We start from the raw sequence: 25,185 nt of genomic DNA, 5'->3' as shown, positions 1-25,185 counted from the left end.
CGGCGCCGCCCGCATACCACAGGGGACATTCAGATGGATTTGCGTTTCACCGCCGAGGAACAGGCCTTCCGCGAGGAAGTCTGCGCTTTCGCGCAGGCCAGCCTGCCCGAAGACATCCGCAACAAGGTGCTCAACCACCAGCGCGTCGAGAAGGACGACTACGTCCGCTGGCACCGCATCCTGCATGCGCACGGGTGGGGCGCACCCACCTGGCCGAAGCAATGGGGCGGCACCGGCTGGAGCCCGCTGCAGCGCCTGATCTTCGAGATCGAGACCTTCCGCGCCGGCGCCCCGCGCATGCTGCCGTTCGGCCTGACCATGATCGGCCCGGTGCTGATGAAGTACGGCAGCCCCGAGCACCAGCAGCGCTTCCTGCCGCGCATCCCCACGGTCGAAGATTTCTGGTGCCAGGGCTACTCCGAGCCCGGCTCGGGTTCCGACCTCGCCTCGCTGAAGACCCGTGCAGTGCTCAAGGGCGACAAGTACATCGTCAACGGCCAGAAGACCTGGACCACGATGGCGCACTTTGCCGACTGGATCTTCTGCCTGGTGCGCACCGATCCGGAGGCCAAGGCCCAGGAAGGCATCTCGATGCTGCTGATCGACATGAAGTCGCCGGGCGTGACCGTGCGCCCGATCAAGACGCTCGACGGCGGCCACGATGTCAACGAGACCTGGTTCGAAGACGTCGAGGTGCCGGTCGAGAACCTGCTGGGCGAGGAAAACTGCGCCTGGACCTATGCCAAGTACCTGCTCGGCCATGAGCGCACCGGCATCGCCGGCATCGGCCACTGCAACCGCGAGCTGCGCCTGCTCAAGCACTACGCCAGCCAGGCCACCGACGGGGCCGGCCGCCCGCTGATCGAAGACGTGCGCATGCGCGACAAGATCGCCCGCGTGGAAATGGACATCATGGCGCTGGAAATGCTGCTGCTGCGCGTGGCCACGCAGGCCGCTGGCACCCCCGGCCCCGAGGCCTCGATCGTCAAGATCCGCGGCTCCGAGGTGCAGCAGGACCTGGCCATGCTGATGATGGAAGTGGCCGGTCCCAATGCCTGGCCGTATTCGCCGGACTGGCTGGAGCCCGGTGCGAAGCAGCCGGTGGCGGGCCCTGAGTGGGCCGCCCCGGCCGCCTCCACCTACTACGACATGCGCAAGACCTCGATCTACGGCGGCGCGACCGAAGTGCAGAAGAACATCATCTCCAAGATGATCCTGGGTTTCTGAAGGGATAGCTGACATGGACTTCACCTACAGCGAAGAGCAACAGATGCTGGCGGACAGCCTGCGTCGCTTTATCGATACCGAATACACCTTCGAGGCCCGCCGCAAGAGCGCGCGCGCCGGCGAGAGCCTGGATCGCGGCGTGTGGGCCAGGCTGGCGGACATGGGCGTACTGGGCCTGACCGTGCCGGCCGATTTCGGCGGCTTCGGCGAAGGACCCGCCAGCCAGTTGGTAGTGCAGCGCGAACTGGGCCGCGGCCTGGTGCTGGAGCCGGTGACCCCGAGCGGCGTGATGGCCGCGGCGATCCTCGCCGCCTGCGGCAGCCCCGCGCAGAAGGACGAATGGCTGCCCGCGATCGCCGCGGGCGAGCGCATCGTCACGCTGGCCTACCTGGAGCCGGGCACGCGCTATCGTCCGGAATCGACGCGCGCCAGCGCCGAGCGCAGCGGCGACGGCTACGTGCTCAACGGCACCAAGAGCGTGGTCTGGCACGGCGCCGCCGCCGACGCCTACCTGCTCACCGCGCGCGTGGCCGGCAGCAACGAGATCGCGCTGTTCCTGGTGCCGCGCGAGATCAAGGGCCTGGGCGTGACCGCCTACCCGACCATCGACGGCCTGCGCGCCGCCGACCTGTCGCTGCAGGACGTGACGGTGCCGGCCAGCGCGCTGGTGGGCGAACCCGCCGACGGCCTGGCCGCGCTGGACGTGGGCCTGGAGCACGGCATCGCCGCGCTGTGCGCCGAAGGCGCGGGCGCAATGGAAAAGCTGATCGAGATCACCGGCGAATACCTGGGCACGCGCCAGCAGTTCGGCAAGCCGCTGGCGACGTTCCAGGCGCTGCAGCACCGCATGGCCGACATGCTGGTGCAGAAGGAGCTGGCACTGTCGACGGCCTATGTGGCAGCGCAGGCGCTGGATGAAACCGATCCCGCCGCGCGCCGCCGCATGCTGTCCGCCGCCAAGGTGACGGTGGCGCGCGCCGGGCGCTTCGTCGGCCAGCAGGCCGTGCAGCTGCATGGCGGCATGGGCATGACGGACGAGCTGTCGGTGGGCGACTACTTCAAGCGCCTGACCATGCTGGACCAGTTGCTGGGCGACAGCGACTATCACCTGCAGCGCTTTGCCGAGGTGATGGAGGCCTGAAGCCGGTGCCTGAAGTGGCCTGTGCAGTGGCACACGCTGCGCAGGCCGCGCATCCTCCTCTCGCAATCGCCACCAGGCCGGTCCCCGAAAACTCCGCGCACTTAGCGATCAGCCGATCCTGTCGTGCCGTGTCCGCCGTGGGGCGGTATCCTTCGCAATAGCCAACGGCAGCATTGTTGGCGCGCGACTAGGCGAAAGTGAAAGGGGCGTACGGATGCGCTTTGATGGGCGACTGCTCTCGGGAATGAAATGGCTGGCGGCCGCTGCACTGGCCGGCGCTGCGATGGCCGCGGCGGCTGCGCCCGCCGCCCCAGCTGCCAGCGCCGCCGCTTGCAAGTGGCCCGACTGGGATGCCTTCAAGCAAGGCCTGCTCAGCGGCGACGGCCGCGTGATCGACCGCGGCTCCGAGAAGCAGATCACGGTCTCCGAAGGCCAGGCCTACGCCCTGTTCTTCGCGCTGGCGGCCAACGACCGCGCCACCTTCGACAAGCTGCTCGCCTGGACCGAGAAAAACCTGGCACAGGGCGACCTGAGCGTCCACCTGCCCGCGTGGATCTGGGGCAAGCTGACGGCGGAGCAGACCGCACAGGCGGCACAGGCGGGCAAGCCCGGCAGCGATGGCTGGGGCGTGATCGATGCCAACCCGGCCTCCGATGCGGACCTGTGGATCGCCTACACCCTGCTCGAAGCCGGCCGTCTCTGGCAGGGACAGCGCTTCACCGCGCTCGGCGCGCAGCTCGCCCAGCGCATCCTGCGCGAGGAAACGGCTGTGCTGCCCGGGCTCGGCCGCACCGTGCTGCCCGCGCCGCAGGGCTTCACGCTGGCCGAGCAGCGCTGGCGCCTGAACCCCAGCTACGTGCCGATGCAGGTCATGCGCCGGCTGGCCGCGCTGATGCCCGACGAGCCGGCGTGGCAGCAGCTCGTGGAGACTTCCGCGCTGCTGATGCTGGATACGGCGCCACGCGGGTTCTCGCCGGACTGGGTCGAGTACGAGACCGGCCGCGGCTTCCTGCCCGATGCACCCACGCATGCCGAAAGCGCGTACAACGCGATCCGCGTCTACCTGTGGGCCGGCATGCTGAACCGCGACGAGCCCCGGCGCGCCGCGCTGCTGCGCACCTTCACGCCGCTGGCCGATTACGTGGCGGCGCGGGGCTACCCGCCTGAGCGCGTCGACACACAGACCGGTCAGCCCGGGCCCAATGCCGGCAACGGCGGCCTCTCCGCCGCGGTCGCGCCCTACCTGGCCGCGCTCGGCCGCGCCAGTCAGGCCAATGCGCAGGTGCGGCGCACGCGCGAACTGGCGCAGCGCGAACCCGATGGCCAGCCTGGCTACTACACCCAGGTGCTGATGCTGTTCGGGCTGGGCTACCTCGACGGCCGGTTCCGCTTCGCGCGGGACGGCGCCCTGCTCCCCGCATGGAAGACCAGGTGCCCTGCACGCTGACGCCGACGCTTGCCGCTGGACAGGCACCTGGCGGCGATGATGAAGATGGTGAAGCCCGATATCGCCGAGTTGCAGCGGGCCTGCGCCGGCTAGCCAAACACCCGGCACCGGCAAAAGAAAACGGCGGCAGGGATTGCCCCTGCCGCCGTTCTTGTTCCTGTGCTGGCACTTACAGCGTCGCCGCCGTGCCCAGGATTGCCGTGGCCTGGCTCGACAGCGTGCCGCCGTTGCCATGCACGACCGCCACCTCGGCATCCTTCACCTGCCGCTCGCCGCATTCGCCGCGCAGCTGGCGCACTGCCTCGATGGTGATGAACATGCCGTACATGCCCGGATGCACGCAGGACAGGCCTCCGCCGTTGGTGTTCACGGGCAGCCTGCCGCCGGGGGCAATGCCGCCGCCGCTGACGAAATGGCCGCCTTCGCCCTTGGCGCAGAAGCCCAGGTCTTCCAGGAACAGCAGCGTGTTGATGGTAAAGGCGTCGTACAGCTCGGCGACGTCCACGTCCGACGGCTTCAGGCCGGCCATGGCGAAGGCGCGCTCGCCGGACTCCCTGGCGGCCGTGACGGTCACGTCAGGCATGCACGAGATTTGGCGGTGCCAGGTCGCGGTGGCATTGCCGAGCACGTAGACCGGCGGCTTGGCCAGGTCCTTGGCGCGGTCGGCACGCACCATCACGTAGGCGCCGGCGCCGTCGGTGACCAGGCAGCAGTCGCGCACGGAGAGCGGGTCGGACACCATGCGCGCGTTGAGGACGTCGTCGATGCTGAGCGGGTCGCGCATCATCGCCTCGGGGTTCAGCTGCGCCCATTTGCGCGCGGCCACGGCGACTTCGGCCAGGTGTTCGCGCGTGGTGCCGTACTGGTGCATATGGCGCGCCGCGGCGAGCGCGTAGGAGGTGATCGGCGACAGCGGGTTGTACGGGTTCTCGTACGGCTGCGGGTCCAGCACCGCGCGCACCTTCGAGATGCCGGCGCGGCCGACCGTCGAGGTGCGCTGGTTGCTGCCGTAGCAGACCAGCACGGCGTCGCACTGGCCCGACTCCAGCGCCATCATCGCGGGCAGCATGTGCGAGACAAAGCTGGAACCGCCGATCATGGTGCTGTCGACAAACTTCGGCTTGATGCCGAGGTACTCGGCCACCGGCATCACCCACATGGTGGCGCCGACGCTGGCGGTGGCAATGCCATCGATGTCGCGCATCGACATGCCGGCATCCCTGACGGCGGCCTTGGCGGCCTCCACCAGGATTTCCATTTCCGTCTTGCCGTGCGCCTCGCCAAGGCCCGCCTGGCCCACACCGACGATGGCGACGCTGCCGCGCAAATTGGACAAACTCATGGCTCAGCCCTCCACCGGATCGAACACGACGAGAGCGGCCTCGCCTTCCTTGCCCTGCGCCACGCGCGCCTTCACGCGCATGCCGATGCGCACGCTGGCCGGCGCGATGCCTTCCACCCGGCTCATCATGCGCACGCCTTCGTCCAGGTCGACCAGCACGACGTTGTAGTCGCCACCGGCATCCGGCTTGCGGCGGATCACGCTGGTGGAGTAGACCGTGCCGGTGCCCTTGGGCTCGACCCAGGCAAGGGTGTCGCCGCCGCAGTGCGGGCAGATATTGCGCGGGAAAAACACGTGGCGCTGGCAGTCCTGGCAATGCTGGATGCGGAACTGGCCTGCGGCGAGCATTTCCGCATAGACCTTGTCCGGACCCGCCTCCGCTTCCTGGTGGGGCATGGAGTCTCCTTCACTTTTGATGGTGCCGCCATGGGCATTCCATGGCACGGCTACGAGAGTGCCGCAGTCTTTGCGTTGCAGCAATTCGCTTCTGCGGAAGGGTGGATTACTGAATGCAAAAAGCTCGTCGCAAAGCCTTCATGCGCCCGCTGTTTGCTCCCCTCTCCCGCTTGCGGGAGAGGGGCCGGGGGAGAGGGCAAGCGCTTGCATAGCGAGGACGCGTACTGGCCCGCACAGCCCTGCCCTCTCCCTATCCCTCTCCCGCGAGCGGGAGAGGGACCGGTTTGTGGTGGAGCGGACGTCCTCGCCCCACTCCGGCCCTGCAAGATTCAAATCACCAACTCAATCAAGAACGGCCCCTTGCGCCCGTTGGCCATCCGGAACAGATCCGCAAAGCTCTCCATATCCGTCGCCCGCGCCCCGTCCACCCCCATGCCATTGGCCAGCTTGACCCAGTCGAGGTCCGGATTGCCGATGTCCAGCATATCCATCGCCGTCTTCCCCGGATTCGCCCCCACGCCCGCCAGCTCCCCCAGCAGGATCGCGTACTGGCGATTCGCCAGCAGCACCACAGTCACATCGAGCTTTTCGCGCGCCATGGTCCACAGCGACTGCAGCGTGTACATCGCCGAGCCGTCCGCCTGCAGCGACACCACGCGCCGGTCCGGCGCCGCCACTGCCGCGCCCACCGCCAGCGGCAGGCCATCGCCGATGGCGCCGCCAGTCAGCTGCAGCCAGTCGTGCGGCGCGGCGTGGACCGTGCCGGGATAGAACGCACGACCGAAGCTGACGCTCTCCTCCACCACGATGGCCTGTTCCGGCAGCAGCGCGCTCAGCGTGCGCGCCACGTTCTCGGACGTAACCGCACCGCGCGCCGGCTCGGCGCGCGCGGATGTATCGGTAGCGGGCAGCGCCACATGACGCGCGCCGACCTCATCGGCCAGCCGCGCCAGCGCCTCGGCCAGGTCTTCCTCGGGCCGCGCCAGCACATGCACCACCGCATCTTCCGGATACGGCCGCGGCGACTTGCCCGGATAGGCGAAGAAAGTCACCGGCGCCGGCGCGCCCACCAGGATCACGTTGCGGATGCCGGCGAGCTTGTCGCGCGCCACGTCGCCCGAATACGGCACGCGGTCCACCGCCAGGCGCCCGCGTCCGCGCGAGACGCGCGCATTGGACATCGGCGTGATCAGCCGCGCGCCGGTGGCGGCGGCGATGCGGTGCGCATCGGCCAGCGGCGCTTCGCGCAGCGCGCTGCCCGCCAGCACGACCAGCGTGGGCTGGCCCGAGCGCAGCACGCGCGCGGCCTGCTGCACGGCGTCGGGCGCAACCTTGGGCACGGCCAGCGGCGGCAGCGGACCCGCTACCACGCCGCCGGCATCCCAGCACACGTCGGACGGCAAGATCAGGCTGGCGACGCCACCCGGCGCGGCGCAGGCGGCCTGCACGGCGGCCACGGCGTCGGCGCCGACCGAGGCCGCGCGCGTGGCGGTGCGCGTCCACACCGAGACCGGACGGGCCCAGCCCTCGGTGTCGGCGGTCAGCGGCGCATCCAGCGGGCGATGGTAGGTGGCCTGGTCGCCGATGATATTGACCACCGGCGTCTGCGCGCGGCGCGCGTTGTGGAGGTTGGCGAGACCATTGGCCAGCCCCGGGCCGCAATGCAGCAGCGTGGCGGCGGGCTTGTCGGCCATGCGCGCATAGCCGTCGGCCGCGCCGGTGACCACGCCTTCGAACAGGCCCAGCACGCAGCGCATGCCCGGGATGCGGTCCAGCGCCGCGACGAAGTGCATTTCGCTGGTGCCGGGATTGGCAAAGCAGGTGTCCACGCCGTTCGCGAGCAGGGTCTTGACCAGGCTCTCGGCGCCGTTCATCGGTTGCGAATTGTCCATGTCTCGGTTCTTGTATGGCGGGTTGGCATCGGTGATGCGGGACTCAGCCGCGGCGCTTTCGCGGCGCAAGCAAGTCGAAATCCAGGCAGACGAATTCGGTCGGGAATTCGATGCGGGCGTAATAGACGATCAGCTCGCCTGCGCCACGCGGCACGCAGGCAAAGCGGCGCAGCTCGGCCACCGGCGCGCCCACGGCAAGCGCCAGCGCCCCGGCCGACTCCGCGCCGGCCGCGACGATCGACAGGCGTTGCCGCGCGGTGCTGACCGACAGGCCCGGGAAGCGGTCCAGCACCGGCACCGAGGCGCCGTGCCGGAAGGCCTCGGGCTCGCGCGCAAAGACGCCGGCCTCGATATAGACCTCGCCCACCGCGAAGGGCCGCCCGTCGAGCCGGTGCAGCCGGCGCAGGAAGTGGTAGTCGGCCGCGCGCGTGGCGTTGCACGGCATGCCGAGGTCGTCGGGTAGCGGCACGTTGCCGGCCGACTCCACCATCGCCTCGGTATCCAGTTGCCCGCCCACGGCCACCGCCTCGTCCCAGCTGGTGGACAGCGACACCTGGCGGCGCGCGCGGCACGATGCCTTGACGAAGGTGCCGCGTCCGCGTGAGCGCTCGACCAGCCCTTCTTCGTCGAGCATCGACAAGGCATGGTGCATGGTCATGCGCGCCACGCCGTACTGGCGGCACAGCTCGTCCAGCGAGGGAATGCGTTCGCCCTGGCGCCAGGCGCCGCTCTCGATCTGGCGGCGGAAGATGGTGGCCAGCTGCAGATAGACCGGCTGGCGGCTGCGCGACAGGAGTTCGGCGGAAGCGGTGTCTGCCATTCGGCGAGGTGGCGGAGGGATGGGGTAATGCGGGAGCGCCCCCGCGACCCGGGAGCGACACGACTTTATAAAAGTCTACAAATCTAGACTACTAGGGTTAACGCGATGGTGCGCCGGGTCATTCCCGCATGTTGCGGGCCCTCCGATAAGCGGCAAATCCGGCGTTTTTTTGCCCTTCAGAGACCACGCATTTGCGTAGCCCGGAACCCCACTTCAGCGCCCTCCTCGTCCATGGCCAAGCGGACAGAATGCCACTATGCCCCGACCTCCCCGGGGCAGGCGTGGCTGCCGCTTGCAGCCATCTCAAGGAGTCAACCCATGTTGATGCGAGACGTGATCCCCCATGTTCTCAACCGCGTTACAGCCCTGCCCGAAGCCGGCGCGCTCGAGTCAGGCACGCACAAGACCTTCCACCATGCGATCGACATCTACCTCAAGGATTCCAATGCCTTCATGAACACTTACTTCGCGCGCTATTTCGAATGGCAGGGCGTCTGCCGCGAGCGCTGGTTCCATGAGTGCATCCACGACAACCTGCTGGCCGCGGGCGGCGTCTTCGTGACCAAGCGCGCGCACCAGGAGTATGTCGAGGAGACCTTCCCGTTCCAGCGCGTGGACTGCTACCTGAATACCTTCCAGGTCAGGCAGTGCTCCGCCTATTTGCTGTTCCGCTTCTGCGTGGGCGGCAAGCCGGTCTCGCTGGGTTACCAGCAAATCGTCTTTGCCGACCGGCAGAAGCGCATTTCGCGCTTTCCCGCGGGCATCATCGAGCGGGTCAGGGAATATGAACTGGCGCTGCCGGAATTTGCGAGCTGATTGACGTACGCGTTGGCAAACCAGTCCGCGTCCGGCTGAAACCGGGCGGGTCTGACATTTGAATTCAGCGCCGTCGGCCGCGGTTCAGCCGGCGGTGCTGGTGCGCAGGCGGCTGTCTGCCATCGAAGTGAAGCGCGGCAGCCGTAGCGTGAAGGTGGTGTGTTCGCCGGGCACCGACTCGCAGTCGATGCGTCCGCCGAAGGTCTCGATCACGCGCCGGCAGAACGCCAGCCCGAGACCCGCACCACTGCCATGGGCCTTGGTGGAGAAGAAGGGATCGAAGATGCGTGGCATCACGTCGGCGGGGATGCCGGGGCCGGTGTCGCGGAAGCGGATCACGTGGTACTGGCCTTCGGTGGCGCCGGTGATGTCGATGCGGCCGCCACCGGCGCCGCGCGCGCGGATCGCGTGCAGCGCGTTCTTCAGCAGGTTGAAGAGCACGTAGACCAGCAGCGTGTCGGAGCCGACAAAGCGCCAGTCATGGTCGATGCCGCGCACCTGCACGCAGCCGCGCTCCTCGCCCTGGAACGGAAAACGCTCCAGCGCGGCATGCACGCAATCGGCAATGCCGTGCGGCGCAAAGGTGCTGCGATCGAGCCGCTCCAGCGTGACCGAGGCCAGCGCCATGTCGATCACGGTGCTGGTGCCGTCGACCTCGCGCGTGATCGCGCCGACCAGGCTCGACACGCGCTCCAGCTGCCCGGGCCGCAGGCGGTCTTCGCACAGCCCGTGCTCGACCGCCAGCCGGTAGCCCTGCAGCACCTGCGGCCAGGCGCGCGCCAGTTCCTGCGCCTGCATGCGGATCGTGGCCAGCGGCGTGCGCACTTCATGCGCGACGGTGGCCGCCAGCGAGTACGGGTGCATCAGGTCGTAGCGCACCACGCTGACCGCCAGCATGCCCAGGCTCGCCGCGACGAACACCACGCCCGGCGGATAGAACGCGACGCCGTAGTTGGCGGCGTAGTCGACCGCCGCCAGCGAGTACAGCGCCACCGCCACCAGGCACAGGTTGTAGCGCTTGCGGCGTTCGGCCGCGGCATTGCGCCGCGCTTGCGCAAGGATCCAGGCGCTGCGCAGCGCCACCAGCACGGTCTGCAGCAGGTGCAGCGGATGCAGCGGCCCGGCCTTGGGATACTCGCCAAAGAAATAGGTGTAGTAGCCCGACACCACCTGCCCGGTGCTCAGCAGCAGCATCGCCAGCACCAGGCTCATGCCATAGGAGGCCAGCAGCAGCGGCCGCTCCTGGCGGCGCTCGGTGACCTCGGCGATAAAGTGGTAGAAGGTGGTCGGCAGGAACAGGATGAACAGGTAGCCGAGCCGGGCCAGCAACAGCGCGACGTCGGGATGCGCGGCCTGGAACAGGAACACCCACGTCCCCTGCCAGGCGAAGGTGGTCACGCACAGCAAGAAGAAGGACGCCGAGATGCGCGTCACCCCCTTGGTCACCAGCACATAGAGGCCGTAACCGAGGAAGGTGGACGAGACGAAGGCGGGCAAGGCAGCGTACATACGCAGAGCAACAAGGCAGGCCAGGCAAGCCGGGCGGATGGCTGGCGTGCCCCCGTCCGCCGCATCGCGATCGCGCAATGCAGCCTGTTGCCGGCGGGACGCCTGACAGGTGCGCGGCGCAAAGCGCGAGTGGTGCGCAGGTGCGCGCAACCGTGCTTTCGACCGCGATGTGACATGGTATGCCTTCCGCGTGCAGCGTGTGCATCATTCGGTTGCATTCTGAGCTAACGCACGCTTAATCCACCACAACGCCCCTCGTTCCGGGGGTATCGTGCACGCAGAAAAAACGGCGGGGCGCCCGCTGGCGCCCCGCCGTCTTGCTGCTGTCACGCGCCGCTTACCAGCGGACGTCGTTCTCCCAGGCCTTCATCTCTTCCTCGGCGCGCTCCTTGGTGTAGCCATAGCGCTCCTGGATGCGTCCGGCGAGCTGATCGCGCTTGCCGTTGATCTGCGCGATATCGTCGTCGGTGAGCTTGCCCCACTTTTCCTTGACCTTGCCCTTGGCCTGCTCCCACTTGCCTTCGATCTGGTCCCAGTTCATGATCTGCTCCTTCATGCGGTGGCGGTGCGGGCCGCCGCCAGCGGCGGCCCGTGCGCGAGTGAGTCGGTCAACGGTCCGCCAGCGGCTGGCGGGATGGCAAGCGCATGCTTGCCTGCCTGCTTACTTGGCGTACTTGGCCTTGACGTCAGCCTGGCACTTGTCCTTGGCATCGCCCGACATCGCGTCGCAACGTTCCTTGTCGGCCTTGTAGGCGGCGTCGGTGGCGTCCTTCTTCGCGTCGGCGCGGGCTTCGGCCACATCCGCGCGCGAACCGGTCGCGGCAGCCTTGTCGACCTTGGCTGCCATCAGGGCTTTTTCATGGGCGGCCTTGGCGTCCTTCTTGCAAACGTCCTTGTCGTTGCCCTTCTTGTCGTCGCACATTTCCTTGGCAACGTCATAGTCGCGGTCGGCCTTGGTCTTCTCCGCCTTTGCCATCGACTTTTGCGTGCCATCGCGGCGGGCTTCCGCCTGGGCCTTGGCCACGTCGCGGTCGCGCTTGGCTTCGGCCTTGCACACGTCCTTGGCGTTGTCCTTCATCGCGTTACACTTGGCGGAGGCAGCCTTGTAGTCCGCGTCCGCCTGCTTCACCGCGGCGTCATAATCCGCTTTGGATCCAGCAGTCGTCGTTTGCGCCAGGGCAAAGCCCGCCGGGGCGGCAATCATCATCGAACACACTGCTGCAGTCAGCCATTTCTTCATCATGTCGAACTCCTTTCCGGGTGAATGCGTAAGGTACGCATGAGGGGCCGGCGGCTACGCTGCTGGCCACGCCGTATGTACAGAGTAGGAGTCGGGGGGGATGGGAAGCAGGCGATGGGCTCCGAAAGGCGCGTCAGACTATTCCGACATAGCGATTCGGGGGAGGCACACGGGAGGGGATGCACCGGGTTGCGAAAAGGGAGGGCGCGGTCGGCACGTCATGTCTGTGACGTGAGACAGGTATCTGGGCGCTGGTACCTGCCTGCGCGCTCGCCAAGGCCGGCACCGCTTGAAGGAGGCCCCCCCTCCCGCTTGCGGGAGAGGGGGGTGAGGGCGGGCCTTAGGCTAGCTCGGGCGGCTTTGGAGCACCCAAACTCGTCAGCCTGAAATACACGGCGTCAACACGTTTTCGTCAGCCGCCTCGCCCTCCTCGTCCGGCCAGTTGCGCCCCACCATCCATTCATAAAGCGTCGGCAGCACGATCAGCGTCAGCACCGTGGCGGTAATCAGGCCGCCGATGATGACGATCGCCAGCGGGCGCTGCGTCTCCGAGCCGATAGCGCGCGAGATCGCCATCGGGAACAGGCCCAGCATGGCCAGCAGCGCGGTCATCAGCACGGTGCGCAAGCGGTCCATCGAACCGGTCAGCACGGCCTGGCGCACCGGCATGCCTTCGTCGCGCAACTGGTTGAAGTAAGTCACCATCACCACGCCGTTGAGCACCGCCTGGCCGAACAGCGCGATAAAGCCGATCGCCGCCGACACCGACAGCGGGATGCCGGTCAGGAACAGCGCGAACACGCCGCCGATCAGCGCGAACGGGATGTTCGAGATGATCAGCGTGGCGCTCTTGAACGACTTGAACGCGTTGAATAGCAGCAAGAAGATCACCAGCACCGACAACGGCACCACGATCGCCAGCCGCGCCATGGCACGCTCCTGGTTCTCGAACTCGCCCGACCAGCTGATCTTCACGTCTTCGGCCTTGACGTTCTTGGCAACCAGCGCCTGCATGTCCTTGACCACGCTGCCCATGTCGCGGTCGCGGATGAAGATGCCGATCGAAGTGGTGCGCTGCCCGTTCTCGCGGCTGATGTTCATCGCGCCGGAAGCGGCGCGGAAGCTCACCAGCTGCGACAGCGGCACCTGCGCCCCGTCAGCCGTCTGCATGAAGATGTTGGGCAGGTTCGGCAGCGCGCGCTCGGACGGCCTCAGGCGCACCGCCACGCTGAAGTGCTTCTCGCCTTCCCACAGCTCGGTGGCGGCCTTGCCCGCCAGCGCGGTTTCCATCAGGTCCTGCACGTCGGCCACGTTGATGCCGTAGCGCGCGGCCTGGGCGCGGTCGAAGTCCAACACATACTGCGGCAGCTCGCCGTCGCGGTCGATAAAGGCGCGCATCACGCCCTTGACCGACTGCACGTTGGCCAGGATCTGGTCAGCCACCTTCTTGTTGTGCTCGAGGCTGTCGCTCTGGACCTTGATCACGATCTGGCCCTTGATCTGCGAAATGCTCTCCAGGATGTTGTCGCGCACCGGCTGCGAGAAATTGGGCTCGATGCCGGGGAGCTGGCGCAGGTTGTGGTCGATCTCGCCGATGATTCGCCGCTTGTCATAGCCGTCGCGCCACTGCTTTTCCCCTTTCAGGTCGACCAGGATCTCGACGGTGTTGATCAGCTTGGGATCGGTGCCGTCGTCGGGACGGCCCACCTTGGAGATGGTGGTGTTGACCTCCGGCGTCTTGCGGATCACGCTGCGCAACAGCCGCGCCTGCTCGCGCGCCTCGTCGACCGAGACGGACGCCGGCAGGTCGAAGCTGACCCACATCGAGCCTTCGTCCAGCTCAGGCAGGAACTCGCTGCCGAGGAACTTGCCTACGCCTACGGTCGCCACCAGCAAACCCACCGCCACGCCGATCACCAGCTTCTTGTGGTCGAGCGCCCACGCCAGCATCGGCTCGTACAGCCGCTTGCAGTAGCGCACCACGAAGTTGTCGTCGTGCGCGATGTTCTTCTTCAGTAGCAGGTGGCACAGCAGCGGCACCACCGTCAGCGAGATGATCAGCGAGCCGATCAGCGCGCCCGTCACGGTATAGGCCATCGGCGCGAAGATCTTGCCTTCGTGCCGCTGCAGCGTGAAGATCGGGATGTGCGCGGCGATGATGATCACCATCGAGAACACGGTCGGCCGGCCCACCTCGGTGGTGGCCAGCAGGATCGCGTGCAGTCGCGCCTTGCTGTCCTGGATCTGCTGTTCCTTGAGCTCGCCCAGCCGCTTGAAGATGTTCTCGACCACAATCACGGCGCCGTCGACGATGATACCGAAGTCCATCGCGCCAAGAGACAGCAGGTTGGCCGGGATGCCGACCCAGGTCAGGCCGATGAAGGTCGACATCAGCGCCAGCGGGATCACCAGCGCCACGATCGCCGCGGCGCGCACATTGGCCAGGAACAGGTACAGCACCGCCATCACCAGCAGCGCACCCTCGACCAGGTTGCCGAACACCGTGTGCAGGGTCTTGTCGATCAGCGTGGAGCGGTCGTAGTACGGCACGATCTTCACGCCCTTGGGCAGGATCTGGTCGTCCAGCAGCTCGATCTTCTTCTTCAGCGCCTCCAGCACCAGCGACGGATTCTCGCCCTTGCGCATCACCACGATGCCCGAGACGATGTCGTCCTCATTGTCCTGCCCCATCAGGCCCTGCGGCGGCGCGCTGCCGATCCTGACCTCGGCGATGTCCTTGACCAGGATCGGCGTGCCGTTGTTCTCGGCCACCACTACGTTGGCGATATCGGCCGAGGTGCGGAAGCTGCCCAGCGAGCGCAGCAGGAACTGCTGGCGCCCATGCGCGACCGAGCCGCCGCCGGCATTGGCGTTGGCGCGCTGCAGTGCGGTAAACAGCTGCGACAGCGAGATCTTGGCGTCGCGCATGCGTGCCAGGTTGGGATTGACCTCGTACTGCTTGATGGTACCGCCGATGGTGACCAGGTCGGCAATGCCCGGCACCTGGCGCAGGTTCTTCTCGACCACCCAGTCCTGCAGCGTGCGCAGTTCCTGCGCCGTATAGCCCTTGCCGGTCAGGCGGAAGCGGTAGATCTCGCCGATCGCGGTGGACAGCGGCGCCAGGTCGGGATGCACGCCGTCGGGCAGGTCCACGCTGCGCAGGCGCTCCAGGATCTGCTGGCGCGCAGTCACGTCGGTGGCCTTGTCGTTGAAGGTCACCATCATGAAGGACAGGCCAAACTGGGTGTGCGAGAACACGCGCACCGCGTTGGGCGTGCCGGCCAGCGCGGTCTCGATCGGGATGGTTACCTGGCGCTCCACCTCTTCGGCGGCGCGGCCCGGGTAGAGCGTGATGACGTTGACCTGGATGTCGGAAACGTCGGGGAAGGCCTCGATGGGCAGGTTCTTGAAGGCGGCCAGGCCGCCGCCGACGAAGATGAGCAACCCCAGCCAGACAAAGAGCTTCTGGTGCAGGGCAAAGCTGACGATGCGCGAGATCATGTGGCGGCCGTCCTCACTTCTTCTCGGCCGCGCGCGCCGCATTGACGGCGGTGGCGTCGCGCAGGATGTCCTGCAGGTAGAGATTGCCTTCGGTCACCACGGTCTCGCCGTCCTTCACGCCTTCCAGGATCTCGCTGGTGCCGGGCATGGTCACGCCCACGCGCACCGGGCGGCGCTCGAAGCTGTTGGCGGCGGTGCGCACGAATACGTAGTTGCGGTTGTCGGCCAGGAACACGGCCTTGGACGGCACCGAGATGCCCTTGAACGACGCCGCCGGCAGCTTCGCGGTGACGAACATCTCGGCCTTCAGCCGGCGGTCGGGGTTGGGCACCGCCAGGCGCACCTTGATGCTGCGCGCGGTCGGGTCGACATAGTCGGCGATCTTGACCACGGTGCCGGCAAAGGTTTCGCCGGGATAGGCGGTGGTGCTCAGCTGCACGCTGACGCCCGGCTTGAACAGGCTCAGGTCAGCCTCGCCGGCATCGACCTGCGCCCACAGCGTGGTGGGATCGGTCACCAGGAACAGCGGCGCGGTCGGCTGCTGGTCAGGGCGCAGTTGCATGCCGGGATTGATATTGCGCTCCACCACCAGGCCGTCGATCGGGCTGCGCAGCGCAAAGCGCTGGTTGACCCCATCGCTGCCGCCCTCTGCCGCGCCGTACTGGCGCAGCGCCGCCTGGGTGCGCTGCAGATCGGCCGCAGCGCGCGCGGCATCGGCCTGAGCCTGCTCCAGTTCCTTCTGCGCGACGATGCCGGCGCCGTACAGCTCGCGCTGGCGCGCCAGCGCCTTGGCGGCTACCGCACTGTCGGCGGCGGCCTTGCGCGCATCGGCCTGGGCCACGCCAAAGTCCGGCGAGGTCAGGCTGGCCAGCGGCTGGCCGGCTTTCACCGTGGCGCCGGGCTGCACCAGGATCTCGGTCACACGCCCGGCAAAGGGCGTGAACACGCGCACGGTCTTGTCCTCGTTCCAGACCAGGCGGCCCGGCAGGCTGAGCATGCGCTCGCCGCCGGTCTTGGCGACTTCGCCGGCGATGCCTGGCAGCGTCTTCACGGTGGCGGGGAACTGGATGGTGTTGCCGGTGACCTTGGGCTCGTCATCGGGCTTGGGGGCGTCGGACTTGCCGCAGGCGGCCAACGCCAGCGCGCAGAGCGCCACGGCACAGAGGGCGGAACGGCGGGCGGACAAGCCGGCAAGGAAGCCGGAGAAGCGGGGGTTGCAGGACATGCTAGACAGGAGAGACATGAAGGAAGCGCGGCGACTGCGGTTTCTGGAGCGGTTCAGGGACGTGCCTGCGAGGTCGTCGCGGCGCCGGCGGTGGTAGAGGTCTGCAGCGCGGCGCGGTAGGCCGACAGCGCCTTGGCGTATTCGCCCTGCGCCTCGACGGCATCCAGCCGGGTCTGGCGCAGCGCGCGGCGTGCGTCGAGCAGGTCGAGCACGCCGGTGGCGCCCTTGCTGTAGGCAAACTCGGCGCTGGAGGCCACGCTCTCGGCGGCGGGCAGCACATCCTCGCGCATCTGCCGCAGCGACTGGCGCGCGATCTCGAGCTGGCTGCGCAGCCGGTCGATTTCGTTGCCGGCCTCGAGCAGCACGCGGTTGCGATCGTCGAGCGCGGCGTAGTAGTCCACCTCGGCACGGCGGGCCTCGCCGCCGTTGCTGTGGCGCACCGGCAGCGGGATCGACACGAATACGCCGTAACTGTTGCCGGTGCCGTAGGTATTGGTAGCGGAGACGGGAAAGTGCTCGGCCTGTGCGCCCACGGTCACGTCGGGCACGCGTCCGGCGCGAGCCAGGTCGCGCGCGGAGGCGGCGGCGGCCAGGCGCGCCTCGGCGGCGGTCACATCGGGGCGGCGCTGCAGCGTGTCGGGGTCGGCCTGGGGCACCGGGGTGTCCACCGGCGGCCAGTCGGGCACCAGGCGGTTATCCGCCAGCGTGCCGGGCACGCCCATCGCCTGGGCCAGTTGCGCCTTGTCCCGGTAATGGTCGGTCATGGCCTGGCGCATGTCGTTCTGCGCACGCAGCCCCTCTAGCTGCAGCTTGGTCACGTCGGCACGCGCCACGTCGCCCGCCTTGAGCCGCGCCTCGCTGGCCTGGCGCGTGCGCTCGTAGAGCCCCAGCGTTTCCCTGAGCACGGCCACGCGCTCCTGGCTGACCAGGCCCTCAAAGAAGGCCTGCTCCACCGCACCGGTCTGTTGCGCGACCACGGCCTGCACCACCTCGCCCGCCGCGGCGCTGGCCTTGCGTGCGGCATCCACGCGCAGGCCGCCCTTGTTGGCGGTCTCGATCACCTGGTCGACGCGCAGCTTGGAATCGACCGTCTTGCTGCGCAGGTTGCCCGAGCCGACGCCGGCATGCGGGTTGATGTTCTCCACGCCCAGGCTCAGCACCGGGTTGGGCCGCTGCGAGGCGATCTGCACATCCGCCTGGCTGGCTTCCACGCCCCGGCGCGCGGCGATGATGTCGCGGTTGCAGCGCAGCGCATCCAGGCGCGCCTGCGCCAGCGTCAGCGCGGCGCCGGCCGGCGGGGGCACGCAGGGCCCGGCGGCATCGGCGGAATCAACGTAAACGACAGGAGCGGTGGGAGCAGCAGGAGGAGCGGAAGCCGCGGAAGCACCGGTATCGGTGGAAGGAGGCGCCTCCGCGGCGCCGGCCGCGGGGCTGGCCAGGACCCCGGTCACAAGCAGGGCCCCCAGGGCGGCACGGGTAAAGACAAATGGCACGATCAGTCAGGCTCGGTTCGACAACGGTCTGCGGTAAACGAACGTGCCCGCCTAACGGTGCACCAGACCGATGAATTTTCATTGGTCCCCGCCCGCCGGTGCGTCGCAAGGCGGGGCTGTCCTGGTGCAACCCTCGCCTGCCGTCCCGATGCATGAAACGCCACCCGGACACGATCTCCCGCCCGCATTCAAACCGAATCGCATTACAAACGGCTTTCATATGGCTGACAAAAGCCTTCAAATACGTGAAAACCCCATGTAACCGCGCAAATCCGGAACAGGACTACCTGCAGCCAGGCGATTCCCTACGTGGCCCTAGGAAAATGCCTGGCGCGCCCGTCTGCGGCGCCGGATTACGCCTTGGCGCGGTCGTCCAGCCCGAGGCTGCGGCCGATGATTTCCTTCATGATCTCGCTGCTGCCGGCATAGATGCGCGAGATCCGGGCATCGGTGTACATGCGGCAGATCCGGTATTCCTCCATATAGCCCGCGCCGCCGTGCAGCTGCACGCCCTCGTCCACCACCCGCCCCTGCAGTTCAGAAGTCAGCAGCTTGGCCGAGGCCGCGGTCTCCACCGTCAGCGTGCCGGCGTTGTGCTGGAGCACGCACTGGTCGACAAAGGTCTGCAACGCATCGAGCTGCGCGCGCAGCTCCGCCAGCTTGAAGCGCGAGTTCTGGAACGTGCCGATGGCACGGCCGAAGGCCTTGCGTTCCTTCACGTAGTCCAGCGTGATATCGAAGGCCACCTGCGCCGAGGCCATGTAGCCGCAGGCGCCGATCAGCCGCTCCTCGGCCAGGTGGCGCGTCAGGTAGCGGAAACCCTGGCCCGGCTCGCCCAGCACGTTGGCCTTGGGCACCTTGACGTTGTCGAAGAACAGCTCCGAGGTGTCCTGTGAATGCAGGCCCATCTTGCGCAGCTTGCGCCCGCGCTCGAAGCCGGGCATGCCGCGTTCGACGATAAAGAGGCCCAGGCCGTGGCTGCGCTCCGGGTCGGTGCGGGCGACCACCACCACGTAGTCGGCCAGCTGGCCGTTTGAGATATAGGTCTTGGCGCCGTTGAGCACCCAGTGGTCGCCGTGCTCGTCGGCGCGGGTGCGGATGCCGGCCAGGTCCGAGCCGGTCTGTGGCTCGGTCATGGCGATGGCAAAGATCGCCTCGCCGCGCGCGGCCGCCGGCAGCAGGCGCAGGCGCTGCTCCTCGTTGCCGATGCGCCCGACATAGGGCGCCACCAGCCGCGAGTGCAGCGTGCCGAAGAAGCCCGAATCGCCATGGCGCGCGTTCTCCTCGATCAGGATCTGCTCGTAGCGGAAGTCCTCGACCCCGGCGCCGCCGTATTTCTCGTCGGCCCACATCAGCAGGTAGCCCTGCTCGCCCGCCTTGCGGAACACCTCGCGGTCCACGCAGCCCTGCTCGCGCCAGCGCTCGCCGTGCCGCCCCACTTCGCGCTGGTAGAAGCGGCGGGCGGATTCGCGGAAGGCGTCGTGTTCGGCTTCGAAGATCAGGCGTTGCATGACAGGGTCTCCTTTGGTCTGGTGTTCGGGTCGGATGAGTGTCCGCCGGGCCGCGTCCATCAGATTCGTCGGAAAGGATGATTTTTCTACAACACCCAAAATGGGCGGGCCTGCCGGAAAAGCCCGTTCAGTGCAAATTTATTGATATGAATTAGCGATAACTTTCATTTACCGCCGGGCATGCTTCGTGCGCATACTGAATCCACAGACACACGATTCGAGGGAGCGGGCAATGGAAGTCATTCTCTGGATTGCACTGGCGCTGGCACTGATCGCGCTCGGAGGAACCGTCACATGGCTGATCGGGACGCTGGTGCCGGAACCGGTATTCGAGCGCGCGCAGAAGCATGGCCGCTTTGCCGGGCTCGAGCCGCGCCCGCCCCGCCGTGGCGGCGATGGCCGACGCGTGCGGCAGTGGCGGCTGGTGGCCGTGCCCGGACCCATGGGGCAATTGGTGCCGGTGCGGATCTGAGGCTGCCGGCAACGGCCTATTGCAGGAAATCCCAGCGCTGCGACCAGTCGGATTCCTCGCGCACGATATCGTGCAGGATGCGCACCGCATCCTGCACCGTGCCCGCCGGGGTCTTCGCGCAGACCAGGAATACCGGGTAGGAGAATTCGGACGCCCCCTCCACGCGCGCCAGCACCCCGCTGTCCAGGTAGCTTTGCACCACGCGCGTCCGGAAGTAGCCGCTGCCACCGAACTGCAGGATGTATTGCAGCGCCAGCGGCCCGAGGTTGAAGTACAGCGATGCGCGCGCATGCTCCGGCAGCGCGCTGTCATGCTGGCGGCGGAACTCCGGCCCCCAGTCGACATAGACATAGCCGCCGTCGCGCTGCGTCGAGCGGATCAGGATCAGCTTCTCTTCCATCAGCGCCTCGACATGCATGCCCGGCGCGTACTCCGGCTGGTAGACCAGCGCGGCGTCGAGCGTGCCTGACTGCAGCTTGCGCTGCAGTTCGTCGCCTTCCCCCACCTCCGCCCGCACCGCCTGCGCCGGCATCTGCTGGCGCAGGCGCGTGGTCCACAGCAGCACCAGCGGGTTGCCCAGGCTGATCTCGGCACCGAAGCGGAACAGGCCGCCCAGCCCGGCCGGCAGCGGCAACTCGCGGCAGGCCGCCTCCCAGGTCTGTACCAGCTGGCTGGCGTAGCCGAGGAAGCGCTGCCCGTCGGGCGTCAGGCGCGCGCCGGCCTTGTTGCGCTCGAACAGACGGCAATTGAGCTGCGACTCCAGGCTCTTGAGGCGGGCGGTTACCGCGGTCTGGGTGACGTGGAGCTTGTCGGCCGCCGCGAGCAGGCTGCCGCTACGCACGACCTGCAGGAAGGTGCGGGCGAGTTCGATGTCCATTGTGGGGATTTGCTAGGCCGGTGTGACGAATTGTAGGCAATGGACAGCGGATATTCCGCAATCGCCGTGCATAAGTGTGCACCGAAGGTCGCTGCAACTATGCAGACCTGTCCGGAAGGAAATAGGAAGTCACCATGCCACGCACTCCGCTTTCTCGACCTGTCAACGCCCAGCCCGTCGGCACCCGTGCAGGGTCGGCCTGCCCCGACACCGGCATGCCACAGAAGAACAGACGCAGCGATGACGATGGCGCCAAGCCAGCGCGCCGGCGCCTGACAGGACTGTTCGACATCTTCGCGGCCTTCCTGGCCGACTTCATGACGATGGGGCGGGACGAACAGGAACAGAGAGAGCGCCAGGGGATCCGTATTGCCACTTGTCATGCCGCCCTGGCCCTTTCCGGGCCCGTCCGGCTCAGTGCGCTGGCTGCTCCCGCCCCACCGCTCGCCCTGCCGCCGGCATGGCAACTGGCACGGCGCCCGCCATCGGCGCCGCCGGCGCGCTGCGCGCCTCGCGCGGCTGCCTCAGCGGCGCGATACCTTCCGGCGCCTGCAAGGCCACGCCGTTGTCATAGCCCGTGGCAACGGCCTCGAGGTATCCGGGAGCAAATTTCTGTTCCGGCGTCACGGCCTGCACGACAGGCCCAGCCGCCTGCGGGGCCTCGGCCTTCGCACAGGCCACGCTGTTGAGGCATAAGCCAAGCACACGCAGCAGCACCATGGCGCGGCGCGTACGGTGGAGGATGGCGTGCGAGCGCGGCGCGGCCTGCCCGCCCGGGCATTGGGGTTGGGTGTTCATCGGGGTTCTCCGGGGGAGCCATTGCTGGCGGGTGGAACAACGAGCTGCGGCGCCGCGCTCGCTGTCCATTGCGCAATGACCGTGCCACCGCCACAGGGCCCGTTGCGGCGCGGATTGCGGCACTTTCCGGAGGTTGGGTGGTGGGGCCGGGCCGACGCCGGCGGCCGGGATGTCGGGCCGCGCCCAACACCGTCAGACTTTGCGTCGCACCAGAACTCCCGTCAGGGCAGGTAGCCCGAGCAAGCGCCACCAGAAATAGTCCAGCGGCAGCAACACCAGCACCGTGAGCGCCGCCAGCGCCAGGCACAGCCGCGTGCCGTGGCGCAGCCCCACGCCGCCGAGCTGCATCGCGATCACGATCGGCGGCGACTGGTAGGGGAAGAACACCGTGGAGAACACCGGCACCTGCAGCATCAGCACCGTTTCCAGCGGCAGGCCGGTGGCCGCGGCGAACTCCCGGGCCAGCGGCGACAGCACTGCCGGAAGGCCGGGCAGCGTGGTCATCAGCCCCAGGCTGGCCCCCACCGCGCCCAGCGCGCCGACGTTGGCCGCGGTATGCCCCGGCGTCAGCTGCAGTCAGTGCAGCAGCGCCTGGCTGACCGCGGTGCCCAGTCCGGTCGATTCCACCAGCCCGAGAAAGCCCGCCACATAGGAGCTGATGGAGGCGCTGGCCCACGACGACACCCTGGGCGAGCGCCGCCGGCAACTGTGCGCCAGCCTGCTGGTGGAAGAACTGGCGGCCGCGCGCACGCTGTCGCTCGGTCTGGCGCTGCCGTCAGACCGCCGCCTGCAGGCGCTGTGCCACGCGCTGATGGAAGACCCCGGTTCGACGCTGACGCTGTCCGAATGGGCCGCGCGCACCGGCGCGCGCGCACGCTGGCGCGCCTGTTCGAAAGCGAGCTGAAGACGAGTTTCGGCCACTGGCGCCAGCAACTGCGGCTGGCGCATGCAGTCGACCTTATGTGCCGCGGCAAACCGCTGGCACACGTGGCGGCCGAGACCGGCTATGCCCACGCGGGCGCGTTCTCGACCATGTTCCGGCGCGCGCTCGGGCAGACGCCGCGCGACTTCATGGCGCAGCGGCGCGCCGGGGCGGGCGACTGAGCGCGACCGCTCTCAGGGCTTCACCGCCGCGGCCAGCACGGCCGGCATCGGCACCTCGAAGTCGCTGCCGCGCATATAGGCGGCCACCGTGCCGCGCAGCACGGCGCGGATCTCGTCGCGGGCCTTCGGTGTCTGCGCGCGCAGCGTGGCCGCGGCGCGCACCGTGCCTTGCGCCAGCGCGTCGAACAGCTGGTCGGGCGTGGAGAAGCGCCACACCTGGTGCACATGCCGGCAGGTGGGCGAAACAAAGCCGGCCTTCTGCAGCGCGCTGCGGCACTCCCCCGGATCGCTGAACAGGAAGAAATTCGGGCCGGCCGGGATATCGACCTCCATCGAGCCATAGGCGCGGATCGCGGCATAGACGGCCCCGAAACCCACCGCCCGTTCGGGCGCATCCCAGACCGTGAAGGCGATGCGCCCACCGGGGCGCAGCACGCGGAAGGCTTCGTTCAGCGCGGCGTCCGGATCAGACAGGTGGCACATGCCGAAGCCGTTGACGACCACGTCGAAGCTGGCATCTTCAAACGGCAGCGCCTGCGCGTCGGCCTGTTCGTATTGCACATCGGGATAGAGCTTGCGGGCCAGCTGGACCTGCGCCAGCGAAAAGTCGATGCCGATGGCCTCGGCGCCGCGCCGCGCCGCCGCCGCGGCGATATGGCCGGAGCCGCTCGCCACGTCGAGCACGCGCTGGCCGCCGCCAGTACGGGCTTCGTCCAGCAAGGCCTCGACCGATTGCCTGGTCACGTGCGACAGGTGTTCCTGGTACTGGCTGACGACCTCCGGATCCTCCCAGCCAGCCAGTTCAAAGGCGCGAAACGAATCGTTGGTGTGATCCATGACCCCCTCCTCGGCATCGGTATCCAGGCTGCCGGTTGCCCGGGGGAACTGCGCAGGCACGATGAAGCCGCGCGACCCTGTCACGTGAAGTATAGTCAGCGCCGCTGCCCGCAGGGGCCGCCCGCTCAGGCAAAGCGCAGCGTCGCCACGGCGCCACGCGCTTGCCCGCCGACCGCCCCGCTCGTCGCTCCCCTACTTTGCCCCGCTCACCCGCCACACCGTGTTGCCCACGTCATCCGCCACCAGCAGCCCGCCGCGCTTGTCGATCGCCACGCCCACCGGCCGCCCGCGCGCCTTGCCGCTCTCGTCGAGAAAGCCGGTCAGCACGTCGAACGGCGCACCGTTGGGCCGGCCCTGGCTGAACGGCACGAAGATGACCTTGTAGCCGGCCAGCGGCCTGCGGTTCCACGAGCCGTGCTGGCCGATGAACATGCCATCGCTGAAGCGCGCCGGCAGGCTGTTGCCGCTGGAGGCTGCCAGTCCCAGCGACGCGGTATGGGCGCCTACCGCATAGTCGGGCACGATGGCGCGCGCGACCAGTTCCGGCGCCGGCGGCTTGGCGCGCACGTCGACGTGCTGGCCGTAGTAGCTGTACGGCCAGCCGTAGAAGCCGCCGTCGCGCACCGAGGTGATGTAGTCCGGCACCAGGTCGCTGCCGATCTCGTCGCGCTCGTTGACGGCGGTCCACAGCATGCCGGTGGCCGGCTCCCACGCCATGCCGTTGGGGTTGCGCAGGCCGCTGGCGTAGATGCGGTGCGTGCCGGTCCTGGGGTCGACTTCCCAGATGGCCGCGCGCCCGGCTTCCTTGTCCATGCCGTGCTCGGCCACGTTGCTGTTGGAGCCCACCGTCACGTACAGCTTGCTGCCGTCGCGGCTGGCGATGATGTTCTTGGTCCAGTGGTGGTTGAGCGGCCCGCCGGGCAGGTCCACCACCTTCTGCGGCGCGGCGGTGATCTGGGTCTGGCCGGGCTGGTAGGGGAAGCGCAGTACCGCGTCGGTGGCGGCCACGTAGAAATCATTGCCGACCAGCACCATGCCGAACGGCGAGTTCAGGTCCTTCAGGAACACCGAGCGCTGGTCGGCCACGCCGTCGCCGTTGGCGTCGCGCAAGAGCGTAATGCGGTTGGCGCTGGGCGTGCCGGCGCCGGCGCGCTTCATCACCTTCTTCATGATCCAGCCCCGGATGCCCTTGCCGTCGTCGGGCTTGGGCGGGGCATTGCTCTCCGCCACCAGCACGTCGCCGTTGGGCAGCACGTAGACCCAGCGCGGATGGTCGAGCTTGTCGGCAAAGGCCGTCACCGCCATGCCCTCGGCAGGCACCGGGCGCTGGCCCTCGGCCCAGCCGATGGCCGGTGCGATCTTGACGGTGGGGATGGCGGTCTTGTTTGGCGGCGGCAGCTGCGGGGTGGGACCGAAGCCGGCTTCGGAAGGCAGCTTGGCCGATTCGCCGCAGGCGGCCAGGGCTGTGACAGCAAGCGCCAGCAGGGCGGCACGCGACAGGGGTGGGCTCGATCGGGACGGGGTGGGCATCGGCATG

General features: G+C 68.1%; 22 protein-coding genes and 1 pseudogene. 7 read left to right on the top strand and 16 right to left on the bottom strand.

Annotated elements, in window-relative coordinates; translation table 11 throughout:
- Nucleotides 1-33: 33 nt before the first annotated feature.
- The 3 genes from K307_RS09530 to bcsZ all read left to right on the top strand — a co-directional run bounded on the left by K307_RS09530 (nt 34) and on the right by bcsZ (nt 3,815).
- Entirely contained in the window at nt 34-1,227 is a 1,194-nt protein-coding gene (locus tag K307_RS09530) for an acyl-CoA dehydrogenase family protein (RefSeq protein WP_042877755.1), read from the top strand.
- A 13-nt stretch (nt 1,228-1,240) separates the two neighbouring features.
- On the top strand, nt 1,241-2,368 hold the full coding sequence (locus K307_RS09525; protein WP_042877753.1) for an acyl-CoA dehydrogenase family protein: 1,128 nt from the start codon (nt 1,241-1,243) through the stop codon (nt 2,366-2,368).
- 244 nt (nt 2,369-2,612) lie between these two features.
- Nucleotides 2,613-3,815 carry a cellulose synthase complex periplasmic endoglucanase BcsZ gene (bcsZ, locus tag K307_RS09520; RefSeq protein WP_042881717.1) on the top strand — a complete coding sequence of 401 codons (1,203 nt, stop codon included), beginning with the start codon at nt 2,613-2,615 and terminating at the stop codon, nt 3,813-3,815.
- Between the two features lie 169 nt (nt 3,816-3,984).
- Here the strand turns inward: bcsZ and K307_RS09515 are convergent, their stop codons facing one another.
- From K307_RS09515 to K307_RS09500, 4 genes are all read right to left on the bottom strand, one after another.
- Nucleotides 3,985-5,157 (bottom strand): thiolase, encoded by a 1,173-nt coding sequence (locus K307_RS09515; protein ID WP_042877751.1) that lies wholly within the window; start codon nt 5,155-5,157, stop codon nt 3,985-3,987.
- A gap of 3 nt (nt 5,158-5,160) precedes the next feature.
- Nucleotides 5,161-5,553 (bottom strand): Zn-ribbon domain-containing OB-fold protein, encoded by a 393-nt coding sequence (locus K307_RS09510; protein WP_042877750.1) that lies wholly within the window; start codon nt 5,551-5,553, stop codon nt 5,161-5,163.
- A 329-nt stretch (nt 5,554-5,882) separates the two neighbouring features.
- Entirely contained in the window at nt 5,883-7,427 is a 1,545-nt protein-coding gene (locus K307_RS09505; RefSeq protein ID WP_042881715.1) for an acetolactate synthase large subunit, read from the bottom strand.
- Nucleotides 7,428-7,488: 61 nt separating this feature from the next.
- The gene (locus K307_RS09500; protein ID WP_042877748.1) at nt 7,489-8,265 is read right to left on the bottom strand and encodes a GntR family transcriptional regulator; all 777 of its coding nucleotides are present in this window, start codon (nt 8,263-8,265) and stop codon (nt 7,489-7,491) included.
- 318 nt (nt 8,266-8,583) lie between these two features.
- On the opposite strand from K307_RS09500, the gene K307_RS09495 reads away from it, so the two are divergent.
- Nucleotides 8,584-9,081 (top strand): acyl-CoA thioesterase, encoded by a 498-nt coding sequence (locus K307_RS09495; protein WP_042877745.1) that lies wholly within the window; start codon nt 8,584-8,586, stop codon nt 9,079-9,081.
- 84 nt (nt 9,082-9,165) lie between these two features.
- Here the strand turns inward: K307_RS09495 and K307_RS09490 are convergent, their stop codons facing one another.
- The 7 genes from K307_RS09490 to K307_RS09460 form a co-directional block, all read right to left on the bottom strand.
- On the bottom strand, nt 9,166-10,590 hold the full coding sequence (locus tag K307_RS09490) for a sensor histidine kinase (RefSeq protein ID WP_042877742.1): 1,425 nt from the start codon (nt 10,588-10,590) through the stop codon (nt 9,166-9,168).
- A 337-nt stretch (nt 10,591-10,927) separates the two neighbouring features.
- Entirely contained in the window at nt 10,928-11,131 is a 204-nt protein-coding gene (locus K307_RS09485; protein ID WP_042881714.1) for a CsbD family protein, read from the bottom strand.
- Nucleotides 11,132-11,251: 120 nt separating this feature from the next.
- Nucleotides 11,252-11,833 (bottom strand): hypothetical protein, encoded by a 582-nt coding sequence (locus tag K307_RS09480; RefSeq protein WP_042877740.1) that lies wholly within the window; start codon nt 11,831-11,833, stop codon nt 11,252-11,254.
- Between the two features lie 375 nt (nt 11,834-12,208).
- Entirely contained in the window at nt 12,209-15,331 is a 3,123-nt protein-coding gene (locus K307_RS09475) for an efflux RND transporter permease subunit (RefSeq protein WP_042877738.1), read from the bottom strand.
- A gap of 13 nt (nt 15,332-15,344) precedes the next feature.
- Entirely contained in the window at nt 15,345-16,556 is a 1,212-nt protein-coding gene (locus tag K307_RS09470) for an efflux RND transporter periplasmic adaptor subunit (RefSeq protein ID WP_042877735.1), read from the bottom strand.
- A gap of 53 nt (nt 16,557-16,609) precedes the next feature.
- Entirely contained in the window at nt 16,610-17,995 is a 1,386-nt protein-coding gene (locus K307_RS09465) for a TolC family protein (protein ID WP_419187150.1), read from the bottom strand.
- Nucleotides 17,996-18,402: 407 nt separating this feature from the next.
- Nucleotides 18,403-19,560, bottom strand: a complete 1,158-nt coding sequence (locus K307_RS09460) for an acyl-CoA dehydrogenase family protein (RefSeq protein WP_042877732.1) — start codon at nt 19,558-19,560, stop codon at nt 18,403-18,405.
- 232 nt (nt 19,561-19,792) lie between these two features.
- Here K307_RS09460 and K307_RS09455 point away from each other — a divergent pair, with 232 nt between their 5' ends.
- Nucleotides 19,793-20,032 carry a hypothetical protein gene (locus K307_RS09455; protein WP_042877730.1) on the top strand — a complete coding sequence of 80 codons (240 nt, stop codon included), beginning with the start codon at nt 19,793-19,795 and terminating at the stop codon, nt 20,030-20,032.
- Between the two features lie 16 nt (nt 20,033-20,048).
- Here the strand turns inward: K307_RS09455 and K307_RS09450 are convergent, their stop codons facing one another.
- From K307_RS09450 to K307_RS09440, 3 genes and pseudogenes are all read right to left on the bottom strand, one after another.
- The gene (locus K307_RS09450; protein ID WP_042877729.1) at nt 20,049-20,909 is read right to left on the bottom strand and encodes a LysR family transcriptional regulator; all 861 of its coding nucleotides are present in this window, start codon (nt 20,907-20,909) and stop codon (nt 20,049-20,051) included.
- 414 nt (nt 20,910-21,323) lie between these two features.
- Entirely contained in the window at nt 21,324-21,707 is a 384-nt protein-coding gene (locus tag K307_RS09445) for a hypothetical protein (protein ID WP_042877727.1), read from the bottom strand.
- Between the two features lie 192 nt (nt 21,708-21,899).
- Nucleotides 21,900-22,358 (bottom strand): annotated as a pseudogene (locus K307_RS09440) (SLC13 family permease); the annotation flags it as partial.
- A gap of 7 nt (nt 22,359-22,365) precedes the next feature.
- Between K307_RS09440 and K307_RS49350 the strand changes: the two are divergent.
- Entirely contained in the window at nt 22,366-22,611 is a 246-nt protein-coding gene (locus K307_RS49350) for a hypothetical protein (protein WP_051974790.1), read from the top strand.
- Nucleotides 22,554-22,811 (top strand): helix-turn-helix domain-containing protein, encoded by a 258-nt coding sequence (locus tag K307_RS49345; protein ID WP_051974789.1) that lies wholly within the window; start codon nt 22,554-22,556, stop codon nt 22,809-22,811. Before K307_RS49350 ends, K307_RS49345 begins: the two co-directional genes overlap by 58 nt.
- A gap of 12 nt (nt 22,812-22,823) precedes the next feature.
- On the opposite strand, the gene K307_RS09430 is transcribed toward K307_RS49345, so the two are convergent.
- Both K307_RS09430 and K307_RS09425 read right to left on the bottom strand, forming a co-directional pair.
- Nucleotides 22,824-23,648 carry a class I SAM-dependent methyltransferase gene (locus K307_RS09430; RefSeq protein WP_042877725.1) on the bottom strand — a complete coding sequence of 275 codons (825 nt, stop codon included), beginning with the start codon at nt 23,646-23,648 and terminating at the stop codon, nt 22,824-22,826.
- Nucleotides 23,649-23,840: 192 nt separating this feature from the next.
- Nucleotides 23,841-25,184, bottom strand: a complete 1,344-nt coding sequence (locus tag K307_RS09425) for a PQQ-dependent sugar dehydrogenase (protein ID WP_042877724.1) — start codon at nt 25,182-25,184, stop codon at nt 23,841-23,843.
- Between the last annotated feature and the right edge of the window lies 1 nt (nt 25,185).

Source organism: Cupriavidus necator A5-1 (assembly GCF_000744095.1).
Taxonomy (GTDB): Bacteria; Pseudomonadota; Gammaproteobacteria; order Burkholderiales; family Burkholderiaceae; genus Cupriavidus; species Cupriavidus necator_A.
Note: the sequence above shows the minus strand (reverse complement) of the source record. Positions and strands in the feature narration are given on the sequence as shown.

Bases quoted from the DNA above. Each gene is read 5' to 3' on its own strand.
- K307_RS09430 (WP_042877725.1), bottom strand. From the start codon at position 23,648: ATGGATCACACCAACGATTCGTTTCGCGCCTTTGAACTGGCTGGCTGG.
- K307_RS09505 (WP_042881715.1), bottom strand. From the start codon at position 7,427: ATGAACGGCGCCGAGAGCCTGGTCAAGACCCTGCTCGCGAACGGCGTG.
- bcsZ (WP_042881717.1), top strand. From the start codon at position 2,613: ATGAAATGGCTGGCGGCCGCTGCACTGGCCGGCGCTGCGATGGCCGCG.
- K307_RS09495 (WP_042877745.1), top strand. From the start codon at position 8,584: ATGTTGATGCGAGACGTGATCCCCCATGTTCTCAACCGCGTTACAGCC.
- K307_RS09470 (WP_042877735.1), bottom strand. From the start codon at position 16,556: ATGTCCTGCAACCCCCGCTTCTCCGGCTTCCTTGCCGGCTTGTCCGCC.
- K307_RS09450 (WP_042877729.1), bottom strand. From the start codon at position 20,909: ATGGACATCGAACTCGCCCGCACCTTCCTGCAGGTCGTGCGTAGCGGC.
- K307_RS09455 (WP_042877730.1), top strand. From the start codon at position 19,793: ATGGAAGTCATTCTCTGGATTGCACTGGCGCTGGCACTGATCGCGCTC.
- K307_RS09485 (WP_042881714.1), bottom strand. From the start codon at position 11,131: ATGAACTGGGACCAGATCGAAGGCAAGTGGGAGCAGGCCAAGGGCAAG.
- K307_RS49345 (WP_051974789.1), top strand. From the start codon at position 22,554: ATGGGCCGCGCGCACCGGCGCGCGCGCACGCTGGCGCGCCTGTTCGAA.
- K307_RS09500 (WP_042877748.1), bottom strand. From the start codon at position 8,265: ATGGCAGACACCGCTTCCGCCGAACTCCTGTCGCGCAGCCGCCAGCCG.
- K307_RS09460 (WP_042877732.1), bottom strand. From the start codon at position 19,560: ATGCAACGCCTGATCTTCGAAGCCGAACACGACGCCTTCCGCGAATCC.
- K307_RS09525 (WP_042877753.1), top strand. From the start codon at position 1,241: ATGGACTTCACCTACAGCGAAGAGCAACAGATGCTGGCGGACAGCCTG.
- K307_RS49350 (WP_051974790.1), top strand. From the start codon at position 22,366: ATGGAGGCGCTGGCCCACGACGACACCCTGGGCGAGCGCCGCCGGCAA.
- K307_RS09445 (WP_042877727.1), bottom strand. From the start codon at position 21,707: ATGAACACCCAACCCCAATGCCCGGGCGGGCAGGCCGCGCCGCGCTCG.
- K307_RS09490 (WP_042877742.1), bottom strand. From the start codon at position 10,590: ATGTACGCTGCCTTGCCCGCCTTCGTCTCGTCCACCTTCCTCGGTTAC.
- K307_RS09530 (WP_042877755.1), top strand. From the start codon at position 34: ATGGATTTGCGTTTCACCGCCGAGGAACAGGCCTTCCGCGAGGAAGTC.
- K307_RS09425 (WP_042877724.1), bottom strand. From the start codon at position 25,184: ATGCCGATGCCCACCCCGTCCCGATCGAGCCCACCCCTGTCGCGTGCC.
- K307_RS09475 (WP_042877738.1), bottom strand. From the start codon at position 15,331: ATGATCTCGCGCATCGTCAGCTTTGCCCTGCACCAGAAGCTCTTTGTC.
- K307_RS09480 (WP_042877740.1), bottom strand. From the start codon at position 11,833: ATGATGAAGAAATGGCTGACTGCAGCAGTGTGTTCGATGATGATTGCC.
- K307_RS09515 (WP_042877751.1), bottom strand. From the start codon at position 5,157: ATGAGTTTGTCCAATTTGCGCGGCAGCGTCGCCATCGTCGGTGTGGGC.
- K307_RS09510 (WP_042877750.1), bottom strand. From the start codon at position 5,553: ATGCCCCACCAGGAAGCGGAGGCGGGTCCGGACAAGGTCTATGCGGAA.